This is a genomic window from Exiguobacterium sp. s150, assembly GCF_018618435.1.
Lineage (GTDB): Bacteria > Bacillota > Bacilli > Exiguobacteriales > Exiguobacteriaceae > Exiguobacterium > Exiguobacterium alkaliphilum.
Genome location: NZ_JACSMC010000002.1, coordinates 1 through 18,539 on the forward strand (window position 1 = coordinate 1; position 18,539 = coordinate 18,539).

An 18,539-nucleotide genomic window follows, 5' to 3' on the forward strand; every position below is an offset into this window, starting at 1 on the left:
CTTTCGGATACATGAAGTGTCAAAACCGGCGGTTTATTACTGACGCTCCGTATCCGACATAGCTTTCATCCCACCCCTAAAGGAGTGGGCTTTCTCGCTATGAAGTTCTGTAACGCCCCTTTCATTTTAAAGTGTAGTGGAAAAAAATGATTTCTAAAACATACCGAACGTTCGTTATGTTTATGTGAAAAGTGTAACAAATTTAAGAAAGCGTTATCAATCGAGTTTGGGACGTCACAGTGACATGTCATAAATCCGTCAAATCATTATGATATAATTAGCCATTATTGTGTGAGGAGCGTCGAGCAGATGATGAACGAAGGAAAGCAAAAAATATTAGAGGCGGCGCGAGCGACGATCGTCGAACACGGGATTCAAGGAACGACGCTTCGGGGGATTGCCAAGCGAGCGGGTCTGAGTACGGGTGCCATCTATCATTATTACAGTTCGAAAGAAGCAATTCTGTACGATGTGATGGATGAAGGGCTAGGAGAGATTCGCCGGATCGCGACCGTGTCTCTTGAAGATCAAAAAGAAGTGAAAGAAATCATTCAAGAAATTTTTGCTGGGATGCAGGACCGATTAAAAAAAGATGCGGAGAATCGGTTACAGTTTTACTTGGCCCATGAGGCGATGCTCGGGAACGAGGAACTACAACTCAAGTTCAAGCAAAAGTACGAGGATTGGATCAGTCGGGTGGAAGCCATCTTCGTGCGGGCATACGGCGTCGAGCAAGGTCCCTCAACACGAGCGGTCGCCGCGTGGACGATGGCGGCAATCGATGGGATGGTGTTGCAGACGTTGCTGCAAACGAACGTCGTCGCGGTCGAGCATACGGATCGCGTATTGGAGTACTTGTTGCAAGACGGGTTTGCCCATTTCTTCAAAATCATTGAGACTGGACGGGGCTAAAGGAATTTGGAAGTATTGTCAGTTGATACATTCCCCCGTCCATAATAGAATGGATGAAGTGATTTTGTTGGATTGATTAAGAAAGGGAATGATTTTATATGAACGAAAACTTCTGGCGCGATTTGCCGCGTCCATTCTTTATACTAGCCCCGATGGAAGACGTGACCGATGTCGTCTTCCGTCACGTCGTCGCCCACGCCGGCCGACCGGACGTCTTCTTCACCGAATTCGCGAACTCGGACAGCTACTGCCATCCGGAAGGGAAAGGCAGCCTGCGCGGACGTTTGACGTTCACCGAGGATGAGCAGCCGATGGTCGCCCACATTTGGGGCGACAACCCGGACTACTTCCGCGAGATGAGCATCGGCATGGCCGAGATGGGCTATAAAGGGCTCGATATCAACATGGGCTGCCCGGTCCCGAACGTGGCGAAACGCGGGAAAGGGAGCGGACTCATCCTCCGTCCTGACGTCGCAGCGGAACTCATTCAAGCGGCGAAAGCGGGCGGCATCCCGGTCAGTGTCAAGACACGACTCGGTTTCGCGAAGCTCGACGAATGGCGCGACTGGTTGACGCATCTCTTGAAGCAAGATATCGCCAACTTGTCGATTCATTTGCGCACTCGCAACGAGATGAGTAAAGTCGATGCGCATTGGGAGATGATCCCGGACATCGTCAAACTGCGTGATGAGATCGCACCGGATACGCTCATCACGATCAACGGGGACATCCTCGACCGTCAGATGGGACTCGAGCTCGTCGAGAAGTATGGTGTCGACGGCGTCATGATCGGCCGCGGGATCTTCAAGAACCCGTTCGCGTTCGAGAAAGAGCCGCGTGAGCACTCGATGGAAGAGCACCTCGATTTGCTTCGTCTCCAGCTCGACTTGCAAGACAAGTTCCAAGAAGAGGTGCCGCGTTCGATCTCGAACTTGCACCGTTTCTTCAAGATTTATGTGAAAGGGTTCCGCGGGGCGAGCGACCTCCGCGTGAAGCTCATGGACACGAAATCAACCGACGAAGTAAGGGCGCACCTAGATGCGTTCGTCGAGAACTATCATAAAGAAGAAGCCGCGCTTGCCGAAGCAGCGTCGACAGTCGAATAAGTTTTGCCGGGATTCAGTGTATACTGGGTCCCTTTTTTTGTAAAATGAGAAGTGGGAAAGAGGTGGAGCAATGGACATCCGAGAAGTATTGTGGGGTGGGGATTTGCGCTCAATCGGTCGCGTCGATGAGGTAGTCGAATTTGTTGGGGACGACCCGGGCCGATTCAGTGAATTGATGACCGGCTTGACCGATGCCCATCCCGTCGTCCGGATGCGGAGCGCAGATGCGGTAGAAAAAGTGACGCGCCATCATCCGAAGTTACTTCAAGCGCATCAGGCGTCTTTGTTCGAGCAACTGCATCGTGCCACCCAACACGAAGTGAGGTGGCACTTGGCGCAACTCATGCCACGTATGAGGTGGACGGAGGAAGAGGCGGCCGAAATCGTCCATGTGCTCATCGGTTGGATTGACACCGAGACGAGCAACATCGTCATCGTGAACTCCCTGCAAGCGCTGTTCGACTTGAGTATGTTCCATCCATGCTTCCGGGAAGAAGTCGTTGCCTTGCTCGAAGCAAATCTGGAGTCGGGAAGTCCGGCCGTGAAGAGCCGCTGTAAAAAATGTTTACGAAACGTGTGACCGGTGTTCCCGTATTTCGGTTTATAAAGGTGCGGGACATGGAGATGAGAGATGGGAATGGACAATTGAGGATGTAGCGACGCTCATGATGACAAAAATCAAATAAGTCATCATGAACGTTGATTTTAATGTTTAATCGGAAATGAATTATAATTAAGTCATTATTTAATATAATATGACTTAAGGAGTGGCGGTATGGCGATAAAAGAGTTAACTAAATTACCTGTCAAAATAGAAATCACACAAGCCATCAAACTACTGGAACGGTTGGCGCATGTGAATACGCTACTTGGAAAACTCGATGTTGAATTGATGCATTCGAAAGCAAGCAAACAATTGATGCAACTCTTATCGCTTCAAGAGTCTGTGGAATCAACGAAAATCGAAGGGTCACAAGTGACATTCACTGACATGATGGAGTCTTCGCTAAAGAAAAGTGACGATTCCGATATCATTGAAATTCAGAACTATATGAGAGCCTTGCAATTTGGTTATGAATCTGTCGAAAATGGTTATCCGGTGACGACGCGATTGATCAAGCAGTTACATGAGATTTTAATGAAAGGAAGTCGAGGCGAAATCAGTTCAGCCGGTGAGTTCCGTAAAATTCAAAATTTCATCGGGCCGACGAATCGATTAGAAGATGCTTCTTACATTCCGGTAGAGGCTCATTTGATTAACGAATACATGGAGAACTTAGAAAAATTTATCAATACGGATTCTTACGGACGATTGCTACCGCAGAACCATTTAAAGTCAGACGGCTATGTCATTAACGAACAAGCGGCTCCACTTCTTAAAACAGGAATTATGCATGCTCAGTTTGAATCCATCCATCCGTTTTTGGACGGGAATGGACGTTTAGGACGGATTCTAATTGTGCTTTATCTCCTGCAGCAAAAAGTGATCACGCACCCCATCTTCTTTGTGAGTGAAGAACTTGAGAAAGAAAAGGCCCGCTACTACGATTTGCTCAACGGTGTCCGTGGAGACCGGTCGGATTGGGGAAAATGGTTACTGTTTTTCGTTGATGCTTCAGAACGAATGGCGACAAAGTTATTGGATCAATTGAATAAAGCCAATCGCTTGCTGACAGAAGGTGAGCAACTAATTGAAAACGAAGCGGAACGGAAACTATGGATTACGAGCTTTGAACAACCAATTTTGACGGTGGCGAAAGGTGTCGAAATGACGGGCTATTCACCTAACACGGTTCGGAAAGCACTCCATCAACTTGTTGACAAAGAACTCTTGTACGCCTCGAACACAGAGCGGAGAAATCGTAAATATCGAAATTATGCGTTATTGCGCATTTTCGTGAACTAAAAGCAGTATGCCGTTTTGAATCGCGAGCAATGAAGGGGGAAATCATATGGACCGCACAATCACTGTCAAAGGTACGGGAAAAGTATCGGCCAAGCCCGATTTGATTGTCGTGAAAATGGAGTTGACGTCAAAAGCTGTCCGTTATGAGGAGACGATGAACGGGGCGGCGCTCGCCGTCACACGGCTCCATAAAGCGATTGAGCAGGCCGGTTTCGCAAAGACGGATTTAAAGACGACCGACTTCTCGATTGACACGGACTACGAGAGCTACCGGGACAAGCAAGGCAACTATAAATCGCGGTTCCGGGGTTATGTCTGTCAGCAGAAGACGAAACTCGAGTTTCCGCTCGATACGAAACAGTTGTCCGCGGTCATCGAACACGTCAGCAACTCGCTAGCCGAACCAAAGCTGTCCATCTCGTTCACAATCAAGGATGCGGATACGATTCAAGATGAACTGCTCGCGAGTGCGGCGACGAACGCGCGGCATCGGGCCGAACTGTTGGCAAAGGGAGCCGGGGCGTCGCTCGGCGAATTGCTTCAAATCGATTACACGTGGGGCGAGCTCCATCTTTATTCACCGACGCGTCTCACGCTCCATGACGAGGTGCTCTTCTCAGAGGCGGCGATGCCGGAACTCGAGCCGGACGAGATCGACTTGAACGACTCAGCGACGTTCGTCTGGGCGATTCGATGAGGCGCGTCATCGGATTGGTGCTATTGTTGCTGTCCATCTCCTTGTCGACCCAAGCGTTGTCGTGGGCGTATGCGTTCGTCGTCTTGGACGGACGGGTGTACGAAGTGATGGACGTCGCCGTGTTGGAGTCGGACTTAGGTGAAGTCGTCGGTGAGGTGAAGACATTGGCGGACGATATGGACGGCAGCTATTACGGGGACGCCTCGAACACGTATCCGCTTGGAACGAAATATCGTGCTGTGGACGGGGAGTCGATTGAGGATGTGATTGCGGTCGAGGACGAGTCGGGGTGGAAACGGGCCGAGTATAGGCATGACGCCCCGTTCAGCATGCGTGATCATTTGGATAAGGTGGCGTATGCCGCCCTAGGAATTGGGGCCGCATTGTTCATTTTCACTAGAGTGAGGAAACGACAATGAATTTATATGATTTTGTAGACCATATACCAAATCGCATATTGGATCGTGGCTATGAATATTGGCTCGATGGTCGGGTCGTCGTGGAGTCAGAACGAGAATCGACATATTATCTTACAGCGGAAGGGTCGGAAACATACGAACTCCTCATCACGTTATCAGGTATTGATATTGTCGATTCGTCTTGCGATTGTCCATATACGAAAGGGCACTGTAAACACGAGGTCGCCGCATACTTTTTGTTGCGGGAAAAGGTGGCAGCACCTTCAAACCGTAATGTAAGACAACAACTCCAAAAGTTAACGAAACAACAACTTGTCGATCTCATCGCGGGACTGGCGAATGATCCAGAACTGTATCCGCGAATCGCGCGTTCGTTTGATACAAGTCATAAGTCGTTCACTCAAGTTATCAAAGAAATGCGACGTCGATTCAGTGAAAAATTTCCCATGTTCGAACTTGATTATACTTCGTTGTCGAGCTTCCAGTCGTTCGTTGATGCACGAGTTAGTGATGTACTCATTGTTCAAAATCATGAGATGAGGTTAAAACAAGGCATCGCGTTGATGCTCGGAATGTCAGACTATGACTTTGAAGAGTTGAGCGAGATGAGTCTGGAGACGGCAAATGAACTTGATTCGGCTATCTGTTCTGCTATCAACATGCTATCGAATGATGTAGTGTATCTAGAACTATTAGATGTTTTGAAGTCGGTAGATACATGGAACTGGACAGATTTACATCTAGAAATTCTGAAATCACTCACGTTTGAGATGAAGGACGGATTGGATGTGTTGCGCACATATATCGAGACGTACCGTGAGACCGAAGCGGATGATTATGAAGTTGAGGAGTTAGAGGTGCTTTTAAGGATTATTGAGGAAAAAAGAGATTCATGATGAACGCTTCACCATTAAGGGAATAGTTCTGTGTAGATAACAGAGGTCGTTCGTTTATGGGAGGGAAATCGCATGAAAATCCTCATCATCTATGATTCGATGTACGGTCACACGGAAAAAGTCGCCCATGCCATCAAAGACGGATTCGGAGAACTGCATCAAGTCAGGGCCGAACAAGTCGGTCACATCGGGTACGGGGACTTGGCGAACTTGGACTTACTCGTCGTCGGTTCGCCGACGCACGGCGGAAGGGAGACCGAGGACGTCAAGACGTTCTTAGACGGCATGTCTGACCATGCGTTACGCGGGATGCGAGCCGCTGCGTTCGATACGAGCATGGCCGAGGAAGACCAGGGCTTTTTCGTCGGGAAGATTGTGAAGTGGTTCGGGCACGCCTCGACACGAATCGAACGGTCCCTGCTTGAAAAAGGCGCGGAACCGGTGTTAAAAGAATCGTTTCTCGTCCTCGGGAAAGAAGGTCCGCTCAAAGAAGGAGAACTTGAACGGGCTCGAAACTGGGCCAATCATTTGTTTGAGAATTGAGTGAACGCATTCCAAACGGAGTGCGTTTTTTCTGTGGAGGGAGAGTCGAATGGTTTCGAAAACGGGTAAATAGAAGTATGGCTTTTTCTCTAGATAGGAGGGAGAACGATGAAAAAATGGGAACGTGATGTCCTCGTCGGTTGGATTGTCGTCTTGCTCATTGTAGTCGCTCACTATTTGATTACCATCTCGCTCGGGAATAGCTACTTCGCCGAAGCGACGTTGAACCGGATGCTTTGGTTCTCGAGCTTCCCCGCCTTCTTGATCGCATTCGGTGCGGCGTTCTTCTTGAAGACCGGAACGCTCACGCTCGCCGTTCGCCGAGGCGTCATTTGGACGGCCGAACTGCTCGTCGCCTTCGCCGTCGTCGCCTGGCTCTTCCGCTCGTTCAATGCGTTGTTTGAGAGCCCGGGTGCGTATTGGTTGTTCGGTGCCGTCTTGCTCGCCCCGCTCGTCTACTTGTTCGAGTTCCGACGGCAACACCATAATCGAAAGGCTCGGACACATTAAGCGCCCCCGAAAGGAGGCGTTTTTAGCATGCGACGGAATGGGAATTGGATAACAGAAGACACGAGGAGGGATGCAACATGAGTCATTATTTTTCAAGTTCCTATGAAGAGTCGCGCGAGAAGTTTCTCGGCTTGCTCGACACGGTGAAACACTATTATCCGAGCGCGCGGTCGATGTCGCACACGATTGAAGAAGGCACGATCGACGTCATCATCGGGGAACCGCCGGGCTCGCGCGAGCTGGTGCTCCTCATGACGATTGGGGAGCACGGCATCGAAGGGTATGCGGGAGCGGCCGTGACGCATCAGTTCGTCGAGACACAGCTTCAACACGTCCGGCACGAGTCGACCGGGATCTGTCTCATCCACGCCGTCAATCCGTGGGGGATGAAGCATTTTCGCCGCGTCAACGAGCATAACGTCGATTTGAACCGGAACTACGTCATTGACCGGGAGTCACTCCCGCGAAACGTCAACAAAGAGTATGAAGTGATGCGCCACCTGTTCGTCCCGGACGGTGTGATTGACGACTATCACGAGGCACGGGAACACATCTACTCGTTCCTCGGCTCCGGTATCAAGCTCGACGGGTTCGAGGCGATGAAGGAAGCGAAAGGCATGGGTCAGTATCAGTTCCCGAAAGGTGTCTATTACGGCGGCGAGGCCGATGAACCGTCGGCCATCTTTATAAAAGAAGTGCAACACGACCTGCTCGAGCGCTACGACCGCGTCGTCCATATGGACTGGCACACCGCACTCGGCCCGACGAACGAAGTGACGATGGTCGTCAGTGAACGGGACGGCCGTGACGTCGACACGTTGAAACAGACATACGGGCTAGCGAACGTTCAAACGTATGACCCGCAGGACGTGCTCGGGGATTCGACGAACCACTTCTATTACGTCCGCGATACCCATTATCCGGACAAACGGCTCGTCTCGGCGTTGTTCGAGTTCGGTACGTTCGGGACGTCGACGAAAGCGACGATTCGCGAATTTTTGACGATCATTCTGGAGAATCGCCTCTATTTCGAAGGGACAAAAGACCCGACGGCGCGTAACGAGATTCGTAAAGAATTTATGGCCATGTTTTATCCGGAAGATGCGGCGTGGCGCGAGGCCGTGCTCGCGGAAGGGGCGAAAGCGGTCGAGCACGTCTTGCGGGCCGAAGAGCTGTGGCGCGCGCGTTGACAGGTTTTCACTTCAACAAAACGGGAAAAGTCGCTTGTGGGCAACAACGGCTCAACACGAATCATCGGAGGTCATACAATGGGGAACTATATTACGGCACATGACGGGACAAATATTTACGTCGACGACATCGGCACCGGGGAAGCGGTCGTCTTCTTGCACGGCTGGCCGGCGAACAACAACATGTTCGAGTATCAGAAGAACGCGCTACTCGAGGCGGGTTACCGCTACGTCGGGATTGACTATCGCGGCTACGGCAAATCGGATGCCCCGGCAACGGGCTACGATTACGCGACGATGGCATCTGACGTGCACATGGTCGTCAACGGGCTCGGGGTCAAGGACTTCACGCTCGTCGGCTTCTCGATGGGTGGCGCGATCGCCATCCGCTACGCGGTCGACTACCCGGACGACGGCTTGAAGAAATTAGTGCTCGCCGGAGCCGCCGCGCCGGTGTTCACACAGCGTCCGGACTATCCGTACGGGATGACGAAAGAAGAAGTCGACGCCTTGATTCAAGACACGTTGCAGGATCGTCCGAAGATGCTCGAAGGGTTCGGAGAGATTTTCTTTGCGAAAGAACACTCGAAACCGATGCAAAACTGGTTCCATCATCTCTCGCTCGTCGCATCAAGCCAAGGGACGATCGCTTCGGCGAAGGCGTTGCGCGATGAGGACTTACGCGACGATTTGCAACATGTCGCGGTCGAGACGCTCATTATTCACGGTGTCCATGACAAGATTTGCCCGTTCGAGTTTGCCGAGGAGATGGAAAAAGGTATCCCGAACGCACGCATCGAACGGTTCGAAGAGAGCGGGCATGGGACGGTGCTCGATGAGATGGAGAAGTTCAACGAGACGTTGTTGCGATTCATTTGATGGGACAAGGCGCCTGATTTTGGGCGCTTTTTTTTAGTTAACGAGGCGGATAGCACAGTTTTGTTTCGGGTATACATAATGTGGGAGACACGTCGTCGGATTTGGTCATCCGGCAAGCGTTTTCAATCAAAATGAACAAATCGATGAAAGGATGGTGAAACAATTGTGGGGAGCGACCATTTATTGCGGTCGTCCGCACGATTCATGGTACAATGATGGGGTGGATTAACAGATTGAGGAGAGATTTGAGATGAATATCGCTTTCTTTTTATATCCGAAAGAAGACGTCAAATATTTAGACCCGGAGTCGACGGTACGCCAAGCGCTCGAGAAGATGAAACATCACCGTTTCACCTCGGTGCCGCTCGTGTCCGAGAACGGCTTTTACGCCGGAACGATGACAGAAGGGGATTTACTCTGGGCACTCGCCGAACAGCTTCGCGGGGAAGAAGACTACGAAAAAGTGCTCCGGACACGTCTGAAAGATATCAAGCAACGCGTCCGCTATAAACCGGTGGCAATCACGGCGCAAATCGAGGAGCTCGTCGATGCGATCACCGATCAAAACTTCGTGCCGGTCGTCGATGATGGCAAGTATTTCATCGGTATTATCCGGCGCCGTGACATCATCGAGTATTACTCGACGAAGTTGCAACAGCTCGAGAATAAAGTGAATTGAGAGAACGGACCAACCTGCTTGAAAAAGCGGGTTGGTTTTTTGTATGCGTGATACCGAGCAACTGTGTAAGCCTGTAGAATAAGGAAAAGCTTGATTCAACAAAGAAATACATTTGCCGCCCAATCCTGCCACTTGTCTTTCAAGGCAGAGATAAGTTCCTGGCCCCCAAAGGTAATCGAACCTTCGTGTGAAGCGTAAATCACCCAATTCATGTCTTCATTGAACCAAAAGCGTTCACCATAATGACCGTCATAGGATGGGTCTAATGAAGTTGTTTCAATCATCTGGATCGTGAGGTCTTCTTGCATTTCAAAAATACGATCTTTGTTTTGACTCAATAAGAAGTTTTGAATATCCAATACTTTACTTTCAATATCCTCGATGTAATCAGCGTTGAATGCAATAACATCGCTTCGCTTACAATCATAGAGCGGATACCAATAATGTTTTTCAATATCCCATATGGATAATAGCTTTTTTAGAAGATGATCAGCATGTTGGCTTGGTTCAAGGTCCATATAAGTTAAATCCCTCTGTCCAAATGGTAAGTTGGACAACCGAAACGATGAAGCTTGCCTTTCAGAAAGCTTGAGTCTCGCTCATCCTCATTCACTAACAATATCAAATTTCTAAATCCCACCATAGTCTGAATAGAAGTGTTCTGATCATGGACTGTTGCCGTAAATCTGTCCGACAGCTGAGTCCAAGAAGTTTGAATCTTTTAACAAGACGTCCCGAAGTCAGAGCGCCGTGAAGCCATAGTCGTCCGCTCGTTTGGTGAGCTAGACTTGACGTTCGAGTGTCGGGGTGCGCATCTTGAATTTTTCTAACGGGATGTGGAGACCGAGCGTGAGCTCGCCCTCCCGATACATCCGATTGTAGCTTTTGTGATTATTGAACATAAGCTCCTCCTTATTTCGCTTCCAAACGACGTGAGACGGCGGTCAAGATGACAGCGAGGATGACCATGATGCCACCGACCCAAGGCGTATGCACGAGACCAATCGAGTCCGCGACGATTCCACCGATGGTCGCACCGAGCGCGATTCCGATATTGAAGGCGGCGATGTTGAGCGCCGACGCGACATCGACCGCAGCCGGTACATATTTTTCAGCGAGTTGCACAATATATAGCTGAAGTCCAGGTACGTTCATGAAGGCGAGCAGTCCCATGAACATGATGGCGATGAGGCCCGCGACTTTGAACGGAATCATGAACGACATGACGATCATGACGGCCGCGTGGACGATGAACATATAGAACAACGCCTTGGCCGGGTTTTCATTGGCGAATTTACCGCCCGCCCAGTTGCCGATGGCGACGGCGATTCCGTAGACGAGCAGGACGATACTAATCAAGCTCGGACTGATGTTCGTCACGTCCTGTAAAATCGGTGTCAAATACGTGAAGGCGACGAACGTGCCGCCGTAACCGAGCGCGGTGATCAAGAAGCCGAGTAGGATACGGCCGTTCGTGAGCAATTTCAACATATCCGAGAACTTCGCCGGCGGTGACTGTTTCAAGTCGTTCGGGATCAAGAAGAAGCTGGCGATGATTGAGACGACCCCGAGTGCGGCGACGGCGAAGAACGTGGCGCGCCATCCGAACGCCTGCCCGATGAACGTGCCGAGCGGGACGCCGGTGACGGTCGCGACCGTCAAGCCGGTGAACATGAGGGCGATGGCACTCGCCTTCTTTTGTGGCGGGACGAGTTGGACGGCGATGGTCGCCCCAATCGAGAAGAAGACCCCGTGAGAAAAGGCGGTGATGAACCGGGCGGCGATCAGCAGTTCAAAACTCGTCGACAGGGCGGAAACCAAGTTTCCGATAATAAAGACGACCATGAGTGTCATGAGTAGCGTCTTGCGATTCATCCGGTTCGTGAGCGCGGGTGAACTACTCGCCACTTATTTGCTTCGCAAATTGAAGTGGGAGCTTCTTGGGAAGAACGTACTTTTATTAGCTACGTTTATTTACCAAGCTCGTCGGGTGGTTCCCACCCTGAAGAGCCGTTAGTCAGCTAACATCAGAAGATTGATGCTCGCGTTGATGTCACGGTCATGATGCGCGCCACAGGCACACGTCCATTCTCGGATGTCCATGGTCTTCATCTCGCCTTTTTCGCCGCAAGAAGAGCAGATTTGAGTAGAAGCAAACCATTGATCTGCCTTGATGAGCGTCCGTCCGTAGAACTTACACTTGTATTCTAGCTGGCGGACGAACTCGTACCAACTGACGTCGGCGATCGATTTGGCGACCTTGTGGTTCTTCATCATGTTCTTCGATTTTAATGTCTCCACGACGATGACTTGGTTCTCGTCAACGATTTGTTTCGACAGTTTATGAAGAAAATCTTTGCGTTGATTTGCGATCTTCTCGTGTTTCTTGGCGAGGATCAGCTTGGCCTTCTCTCGATTTTTACTCCCAACCTTCTTGCGAGACAAAGCGCGCTGCGCCTTCTTGACCTTTTCTTCTGACTTGCGAAGAAAGCGAGGGTTGTCGATCTTCTTAGACACCATCTCGTCATTTGTCATGATGACGAAGTGTTCCAACCCGAGATCGATACCCACTTTGTTTTTAGCAGGAATCCATTCTTCTTCCTTTTGGTCTACAAGAATAGAGACGAAGAACTTGCCCGTCTTCGTCATCGAGATTGTCGCGGACTTGATGATTCCCTCGAAAGAACGATGTTGTTTGAACTTCACGAATCCGATCTTAGGAAGTTTCACCTTCCCGTCCTCGATCCGGACGCTCCCGTTCTGATTGTTGGTCGTATAGGAGGAACGGTCTCTATGCTTCGATTTGAACTTCGGGAACCCGACAGATGTGTCGCGGAAGAAGTTGGCATATGCCTTGTTCAAATCCATCTGTGCATTCGCCAGAGACAAGCTATCGACCTCTTTCAAGAAAGGGAACTCGGACTTATACTTCGCAGGAGTAGGCAGCTTCTGCTTTGCGTCAGGGTTCAGCCTCGACTCTTCGTACAGTCGGATACGTTCTTCGAGCATCTTATTGTAGACGAAACGGACGCAACCGAACGTCTTCTTGAAGTATTCTTGTTGTGGCCTTGTCGGGTATAGTCGAAACTTGTACGCCTTCAGCAAAGTGATCACTCCTCTCCTTGTTTTTCGATGTATTGCCTGATGACGTCGATCGTCGCACCGCCGGTCGTCACGAGGCAGTAGCTCCGGGACCAGAACATTTCTTTCCACAGTCGTCTCTTGACGTGTGGAAAGTCTCGTTTGATCAGTCGGCTGCTCGCGCTCTTGTAGGCGTTCAGAAACTTCGACATCTCTGTGTTCGGATGGGCTTTGAACAACACATGGATATGATCACCGTCATGATTCCATTCGGTCAGTGTGATACGGTATGACGCGCCGATCCGTTCGAACGTCTGTCTCGCGAACTCCGAGACTGCGTCGTCAATCACCTTGCGTCTGTATTTGACCACCAAGACGAGGTGGTAATTCAGAAGGAAGACTGAATGTTTGTTTGTATCCATTTTCATTGATAGTTCAGTCCTTTTGATTGGTTACACTGATTGTATCAAACAATTGTAATCCTGCCAAGACGGGCGATTCATCTCCCACCTACGCTGGGCTTCGCCCCAAGACACTTAGAGGAGGGAGAATTCTCGCATAATTTAGTTAAAATTGGTGCGCCGAGGGCGACGCCGATCGCGTAACCGGAGATGATGAGACCGGCGAGCGTGATGCCGATATTCAAGTCACTGGCGATCGAGGCGAGCAGTCCGACCGGAACGAACTCGGTCGTCCCGATGCCGAAGGCGCTGATGGCGAGGGCAAGCAAGGCCAGCCCCCCGTTTTTGGGTGCCTGTTCGTCGACAGGCTGTGTGTATGGTTCATTCATGAGTCATTCCTCCTAAAAAATGGTTGATGAGACGAGGGCCCTTCGTCTCGAGGCAGCTCGAGCCTCTCAATCTCCTCTATTGTCCAGTACGGTCGAAAAAGAACCTTACTGTCTCAAGAAGCAGTTACGGATGAGATGGACTTGTATAACTGAGCTACAGTTGCTATCATAAGTCCAGCGAATTCAGTTGGGAAGTACGCACTTTCAAGTACGATAGGCACCGAAAAGTACCTACCCCGGCCAATAAGGAGGAACCATCATGCCATACAACATCCCGGTCGAGGCGACGCTCGACGTCATCGGCGGCAAATGGAAAGTCGTCATCATGTGTCATCTCATCAAAGGCGAACGCCGGACGAGCGAATTGAAAAAGCTCATGCCGAACATCACGCAAAAAATGCTCACGCAACAATTGCGCGAGCTCGAGGCAGATGGGGTCATCATCCGCACCGTCTATGAACAAGTTCCACCGAAAGTCGTTTACTCGCTTTCGGACTACGGATGGTCGCTCCAACCGATTTTGGATGCGATGTGTGCGTGGGGAGAGGGACATATCGAACAGACAGGCGAAGACGTCATCTCCTAATCAATCGGTCGCACAATAGGGTGCGGCCGTTTTTTGTTGGCTCAACTCGGGTACAGTCACAGAGACAAGGAGGGGACAACATGGAAGTGAAAGCGTATCGATTTGAAGATGACGGTTCAATCCCGAACAACCCGTATTTTCCGGTGTTGTTATATAAAGAAGCGTTCGCCGAGACCGATGCCATCCAATCGACGTTCGAGAACAACGGTTGGGGCAACAGCTGGGTGAACGGGGTGTTCGACTATCACCATTATCACAGCAACACGCATGAAGTGCTCGGCGTGAAGTCAGGACGGGCGACGGTGCAGCTCGGCGGGGCGACGGGGGATCTCGTCTCGCTCCAGGCGGGAGATGTCTTGATTTTGCCGGCAGGGACCGGTCACCGCCGATTGGAGGCGAGTGAAGACTTCGCCATCGTCGGGGCGTATCCGGACGGACGCGACTACGACACGTTGACGGGGAAACCGGAAGAACGGCCGGACAGCGTGAATCGAATCGAAACGATTGCCAAACCAGAGACCGACCCCGTGTTCGGGACGGCCGGTCCGTTGCATACCGAATGGAACAAGGAGGAGACGACATGAACCGCATTCCACATTCATTGATTTTAGCGACCTTGAAGCAACAGGTCGTCACGTTACCGGACGGGCGCGAGGTACGTACGCTCGGACAAGGCACGTGGCGGATGGGTGACGACGACTCAAAACGAAAAGCTGAGATTGAGGCGCTCCAGACGGGGCTCGATTGCGGGTTACACGTCATCGACACGGCCGAGATGTACGGGGAAGGGAAGGCCGAGTCGCTCGTCGGCGAAGCGATTCGAGACCGGCGCGACGACGTCTTCCTCGTCTCGAAAGTGTATCCACATAACGCCGGCGGCGACAAACTCGTGCAGGCGTGTGACGCCACGCTCGAGCGGCTCGGGACGGACTACCTCGACCTGTACTTGCTCCACTGGCGCGGCGACATCCCGCTCGAGGAGACGGTCGACGGGCTCGAGCAGTTGAAGGCGGACGGGAAGATTCGGGCGTGGGGCGTCTCGAACTTTGACGTCGACGATATGAAGGAGCTGCTCGCCTTGCCGAACGGGAAGCATTGCGCGGTCAACCAAGTGCTGTATCACCTCGGCAGCCGCGGCATCGAGCACGACTTGTTGCCGTTCCACGAAGAACAAGGCATCCCGGTCATGGCGTATTCACCGCTCGCCGAAGGAAGCGATGTGAAAGAGAAAATCTTTAACGACGAGACAGTGAACCGGATCGCCGAGGCGTATAGCGCGACACCAGCTCAAATTCTGCTCGCCTGGACGACGCGGAGCGGCAACGTCATCGCCATCCCGAAAGCAGGGCAGGCGGCGCACGTCGAAGAGAACGGCGCGGCGATGCTCCTTAACTTGAGCGAGGACGATTTAGGTGCACTCGACGAAGCGTTCCCACCACCGAGCGGGAAAGAACCGCTCGATGTGATTTGACGAAAATGGGTGAGCCTTTGGGCTTACCCATTTTTTATGTCGACTTCAGAGAAGACGAACGTCGTCTTCGTGTGCGCGTAGGGAATCGCGTCATCGATGAACTGTTCGGCTTCAGCGAACGTGGTAAAGCGCATCTTCAGGAGGAAACAAGCATCCCCAGAGACCCGATAGCAAAACGCGATGTTCGGATACGCCTGAAGGAAACGGGTGAACGCCTCGTAGTTCCCGTTCTTCACGGTCGCCTCAATCAGACAGTGAATCGGTTGGCCAAGTAAATCGTGGTCGAGCTCGATCGTATATCCTTTGATGACACCGAACGACTCGAGCCGACGGACGCGTTCGCCGACGGACGGGGCTGACAAGTTGATGCGACGTCCGAGTTCACTCATCGACAGACGGCTGTCTTTCGTCAATTCATCCAGCAGAAGACGGTCCGTTTCATCAATTTTTAGCATCGAATGAATTCCTCCTTATCTCGTTCTGTTTGCTATGTATTGTACCGCGAACACGTTAAGGATGAAATGGGAAACTCGACACATGGCTTCTATACTTGGATAAAGAGGTGATGAAATGAGTCGAATCGAACCAGCCCGTAACGGCGATACGCCATTCGAGCGATTGCTCGGTCATGACGAGAAGGTGATGCGACAATGGTCCGCGCTCGGAGACACGTTAGCAGGTGGAGGGAAACTGTCTACCGCATTGAAAGAACAAGTTCGACGGACGCTCGCGCAACAGAACGGGTGCGACTACTGTAAGGCGAAAGGGAAGCCTGAACCGGAAGCGTTCGATGAGCGGACGGCACTCGCCGTCGGATTCGCCGATGTGTTCATCCAACTGAAAGGCGATACACCCGCCTCGTCAATCCGTGTGCTCCAAGACGTCTTCACGGATGCCGAGATCAGTGAACTCTGTGCCTTTATCGCCTTCATGACGGCCTCGCAATACGTCGGGGCGATGCTCGGATTGGAACGAGAAAACCCACTCACGTCAATGTGAGTGGGTTCGTTTCAGTTCGCGAGCGGATGCTTCAACAAATAGTCTTCAATCTGCTCGAGCGTTTCTTTCAACACGCCGTCCTCAAACGGTGACTTGAGCCCGGCCAATTCGACGAGCTCGAGGAACGAGCGGCTGCCGCCGGCTTGGCAGAGCGTGAGGTAATCGTTCCACGCCGCCTCGCGGTCCTCATGCATGCGTACCCAGAACTGGAACGCACACACTTGTGCGAGCGTGTAGTCGATATAGTAGAACGGGCTTTGGAAGATGTGGCCTTGTTGGTGCCACCATGCCCCTGACTCGAGATACGCGTTCTCCTCATAGTCACGGTGCGGGAGGTACACCTTCTCGAGGTCACGCCATGCCTGGCGACGCTCCGCCGCCGTCATGTCCGGATTCCGGTAGATGACGTGTTGGAACTCGTCGACGAGGACGCCGTATGGAAGGAACGTGACGCTACCGGCGAGGTGATTGAACTTATACTTGTCGACTTGGTCGCCGAAGAACAGCTCCATCCATGGCCAACAGAAGAACTCCATCGACATCGAATGGATCTCACACGCCTCGTACGTCGGGAACGCGTATTCCGGCGTCTTCAAATGACGGCTCTCGTACACTTGGAAGGCGTGGCCGACCTCGTGCGTCAAGACGTCGATGTCCCCGGCCGTGCCGTTGAAGTTCGAGAAGATGAACGGGAGTCCTTCAGACGGTAAATATGTGCAGTAGCCGCCGCCTGACTTGCCCGGTTTTGCCGTCAAATCGAGGGCGCCGCGCTCTTGCATGTACTGGAAGAACGCATCTGTCTCATTCGACAGCTCCTTATACATCGTGTTGCCGCCTTCGATGATGAACGCTTCGTCGCCTTGCGGCGTGGCGTTGCCGTCCGGGAAGACGAACGACTCGTCGTAGTACGTGAGCGTGTCGACACCGATCCGTTTCGCTTGTTTCTCTTTTAAACTCGAGGCGAGCGGGACGATGACGTCACGGACTTGTTTCCGGAAGTTTGCGACGTTCGACTCGTCGTAGCCGACGCGTTGCATCCGGGCATAGCCGAGCTCGACGAACGACGGGAAGCCGAGGGTGTGGGCGATGTCGGTACGGACCCGGACGAGTTCGCCGTAGATGCGGTCGAGCTCTTCTCCGTTATCGCTTAAATATGTATAGCGTGCCTCTGATGCCGCTTTTCGTACCGAACGATCAGGGGACTGGAGGTATGGACCGAACTGGGACAAGTTGAGCGTCTTGCCGTCGAACTCGATCTGGGCGGCCGACATGACTTTCTGATAGCTCGTCGAGAGTCGGTTCTCTTCCTGCAGTTTCGGGATGAGCGACTCGTCGAACGTTTTGAGCGCGCGTTCGGCGAGCTCGAACAGTTGGCTGCCCCATTCTTCTTCAAGTTGGCTACGCAGCTCGTGCTCAGTCAGGACGCGGTAATACGCCTGCACTTCTTTCTCGTACACCGGCAACGCATCGTCAAAGAACGTCTGCTCGGCCTCGTAAAATGCGTCGCGTGTGTCGACCGAGTGGCGGATGGCGACGAGTTGACTTTGCGTCTCGAAATCGTTCCGCTCCTTGTTGATTTGGCGAATGAGCTCGTTCGCTTCTTCGAGTGTGCTCGCTTGTTGCAATTCGACTGAATAGTCCGACAATCGGCTGTTTAGAGCGTCCAAGTCGGGCCGTGCATATGACAATTTTGTGAAAGTCGTCATTGTAAGCGCCTCCATGATGTGAAATTTTTATAAAGTGTAAAAAGGGCTTGCAAAAGCGATTGCACACTCGTATCCTTACGATGTGTAAACGAATTCGCACTACCTTAAGACTACTATACCGTTTCTAAGGTAGGGATTGAAGTGCGAGCTTTTCGGGTATAAAAGCTAA

The 18,539-nt window shown here is 51.7% G+C and carries 21 protein-coding genes and 2 pseudogenes; 16 read left to right on the forward strand and 7 right to left on the reverse strand.

What is annotated here, in order from left to right; genetic code table 11:
• The first annotated feature begins 309 nt into the window (after nt 1-309).
• The 12 genes from KNP76_RS01560 (at nt 310) to KNP76_RS01615 (ending at nt 9,737) form a co-directional block, all read left to right on the forward strand.
• The gene (locus KNP76_RS01560; protein WP_211780691.1) at nt 310-912 is read left to right on the forward strand and encodes a TetR/AcrR family transcriptional regulator; all 603 of its coding nucleotides are present in this window, start codon (nt 310-312) and stop codon (nt 910-912) included.
• A 98-nt stretch (nt 913-1,010) separates the two neighbouring features.
• Nucleotides 1,011-2,018: a tRNA dihydrouridine synthase gene (locus tag KNP76_RS01565; RefSeq protein ID WP_214842243.1), complete on the forward strand. Its 1,008-nt coding sequence runs from the start codon at nt 1,011-1,013 to the stop codon at nt 2,016-2,018.
• 70 nt (nt 2,019-2,088) lie between these two features.
• Nucleotides 2,089-2,598 carry a hypothetical protein gene (locus KNP76_RS01570; RefSeq protein ID WP_214842245.1) on the forward strand — a complete coding sequence of 170 codons (510 nt, stop codon included), beginning with the start codon at nt 2,089-2,091 and terminating at the stop codon, nt 2,596-2,598.
• 195 nt (nt 2,599-2,793) lie between these two features.
• Nucleotides 2,794-3,924, forward strand: a complete 1,131-nt coding sequence (locus tag KNP76_RS01575; protein ID WP_214842247.1) for a Fic family protein — start codon at nt 2,794-2,796, stop codon at nt 3,922-3,924.
• Nucleotides 3,925-3,970: 46 nt separating this feature from the next.
• The gene (locus KNP76_RS01580; protein ID WP_034817904.1) at nt 3,971-4,621 is read left to right on the forward strand and encodes an SIMPL domain-containing protein; all 651 of its coding nucleotides are present in this window, start codon (nt 3,971-3,973) and stop codon (nt 4,619-4,621) included.
• Nucleotides 4,618-5,040 (forward strand): hypothetical protein, encoded by a 423-nt coding sequence (locus KNP76_RS01585; protein WP_214842249.1) that lies wholly within the window; start codon nt 4,618-4,620, stop codon nt 5,038-5,040. Before KNP76_RS01580 ends, KNP76_RS01585 begins: the two co-directional genes overlap by 4 nt.
• Complete coding sequence (locus KNP76_RS01590) at nt 5,037-5,936, forward strand: SWIM zinc finger family protein (protein ID WP_214842251.1); 900 nt, start codon at nt 5,037-5,039, stop codon at nt 5,934-5,936. Before KNP76_RS01585 ends, KNP76_RS01590 begins: the two co-directional genes overlap by 4 nt.
• A 72-nt stretch (nt 5,937-6,008) precedes the next feature.
• Nucleotides 6,009-6,479, forward strand: a complete 471-nt coding sequence (locus KNP76_RS01595; protein ID WP_214842252.1) for a flavodoxin family protein — start codon at nt 6,009-6,011, stop codon at nt 6,477-6,479.
• 108 nt (nt 6,480-6,587) lie between these two features.
• The gene (locus KNP76_RS01600) at nt 6,588-6,989 is read left to right on the forward strand and encodes a hypothetical protein (RefSeq protein WP_214842259.1); all 402 of its coding nucleotides are present in this window, start codon (nt 6,588-6,590) and stop codon (nt 6,987-6,989) included.
• A 77-nt stretch (nt 6,990-7,066) separates the two neighbouring features.
• Entirely contained in the window at nt 7,067-8,179 is a 1,113-nt protein-coding gene (locus KNP76_RS01605; protein ID WP_034817910.1) for a M14 family metallopeptidase, read from the forward strand.
• 78 nt (nt 8,180-8,257) lie between these two features.
• Nucleotides 8,258-9,058: an alpha/beta fold hydrolase gene (locus KNP76_RS01610; RefSeq protein WP_034817911.1), complete on the forward strand. Its 801-nt coding sequence runs from the start codon at nt 8,258-8,260 to the stop codon at nt 9,056-9,058.
• Between the two features lie 250 nt (nt 9,059-9,308).
• Nucleotides 9,309-9,737, forward strand: coding sequence for a CBS domain-containing protein (locus KNP76_RS01615; RefSeq protein WP_021066516.1), 429 nt, complete (start codon nt 9,309-9,311; stop codon nt 9,735-9,737).
• A gap of 95 nt (nt 9,738-9,832) precedes the next feature.
• Here KNP76_RS01615 and KNP76_RS01620 read toward each other — a convergent pair whose 3' ends face one another.
• From KNP76_RS01620 to KNP76_RS01640, 5 genes and pseudogenes are all read right to left on the reverse strand, one after another.
• Nucleotides 9,833-10,255 carry a hypothetical protein gene (locus KNP76_RS01620; protein ID WP_214842261.1) on the reverse strand — a complete coding sequence of 141 codons (423 nt, stop codon included), beginning with the start codon at nt 10,253-10,255 and terminating at the stop codon, nt 9,833-9,835.
• Nucleotides 10,256-10,649: 394 nt separating this feature from the next.
• Nucleotides 10,650-11,627, reverse strand: a pseudogene (locus KNP76_RS01625) (MFS transporter); the annotation flags it as partial.
• 123 nt (nt 11,628-11,750) lie between these two features.
• Nucleotides 11,751-12,842, reverse strand: a complete 1,092-nt coding sequence (tnpB, locus tag KNP76_RS01630; protein ID WP_214842263.1) for an IS200/IS605 family element RNA-guided endonuclease TnpB — start codon at nt 12,840-12,842, stop codon at nt 11,751-11,753.
• 5 nt (nt 12,843-12,847) lie between these two features.
• Complete coding sequence (gene tnpA / locus KNP76_RS01635) at nt 12,848-13,246, reverse strand: IS200/IS605 family transposase (protein WP_214842265.1); 399 nt, start codon at nt 13,244-13,246, stop codon at nt 12,848-12,850.
• Nucleotides 13,247-13,377: 131 nt separating this feature from the next.
• Nucleotides 13,378-13,608 (reverse strand): annotated as a pseudogene (locus tag KNP76_RS01640) (MFS transporter); the annotation flags it as partial.
• A gap of 256 nt (nt 13,609-13,864) precedes the next feature.
• Here KNP76_RS01640 and KNP76_RS01645 point away from each other — a divergent pair.
• The 3 genes from KNP76_RS01645 (at nt 13,865) to KNP76_RS01655 (ending at nt 15,665) form a co-directional block, all read left to right on the forward strand.
• On the forward strand, nt 13,865-14,194 hold the full coding sequence (locus tag KNP76_RS01645; RefSeq protein ID WP_200881502.1) for a winged helix-turn-helix transcriptional regulator: 330 nt from the start codon (nt 13,865-13,867) through the stop codon (nt 14,192-14,194).
• Nucleotides 14,195-14,274: 80 nt separating this feature from the next.
• Complete coding sequence (locus KNP76_RS01650) at nt 14,275-14,778, forward strand: cupin domain-containing protein (RefSeq protein ID WP_214842267.1); 504 nt, start codon at nt 14,275-14,277, stop codon at nt 14,776-14,778.
• Complete coding sequence (locus KNP76_RS01655) at nt 14,775-15,665, forward strand: aldo/keto reductase (protein WP_214842269.1); 891 nt, start codon at nt 14,775-14,777, stop codon at nt 15,663-15,665. Before KNP76_RS01650 ends, KNP76_RS01655 begins: the two co-directional genes overlap by 4 nt.
• Before the next feature lie 23 nt (nt 15,666-15,688).
• Here KNP76_RS01655 and KNP76_RS01660 read toward each other — a convergent pair whose 3' ends face one another.
• On the reverse strand, nt 15,689-16,120 hold the full coding sequence (locus KNP76_RS01660) for an Lrp/AsnC family transcriptional regulator (RefSeq protein WP_034817915.1): 432 nt from the start codon (nt 16,118-16,120) through the stop codon (nt 15,689-15,691).
• Nucleotides 16,121-16,235: 115 nt separating this feature from the next.
• Between KNP76_RS01660 and KNP76_RS01665 the strand changes: the two genes are divergently transcribed.
• A complete protein-coding gene (locus KNP76_RS01665) occupies nt 16,236-16,664 on the forward strand; it encodes a carboxymuconolactone decarboxylase family protein (protein ID WP_034817916.1) in 429 nt (142 codons plus the stop codon).
• Between the two features lie 11 nt (nt 16,665-16,675).
• On the opposite strand, the gene KNP76_RS01670 is transcribed toward KNP76_RS01665, so the two are convergent.
• A complete protein-coding gene (locus KNP76_RS01670) occupies nt 16,676-18,370 on the reverse strand; it encodes a M3 family oligoendopeptidase (RefSeq protein WP_214842271.1) in 1,695 nt (564 codons plus the stop codon).
• Nucleotides 18,371-18,539 lie beyond the last annotated feature (169 nt).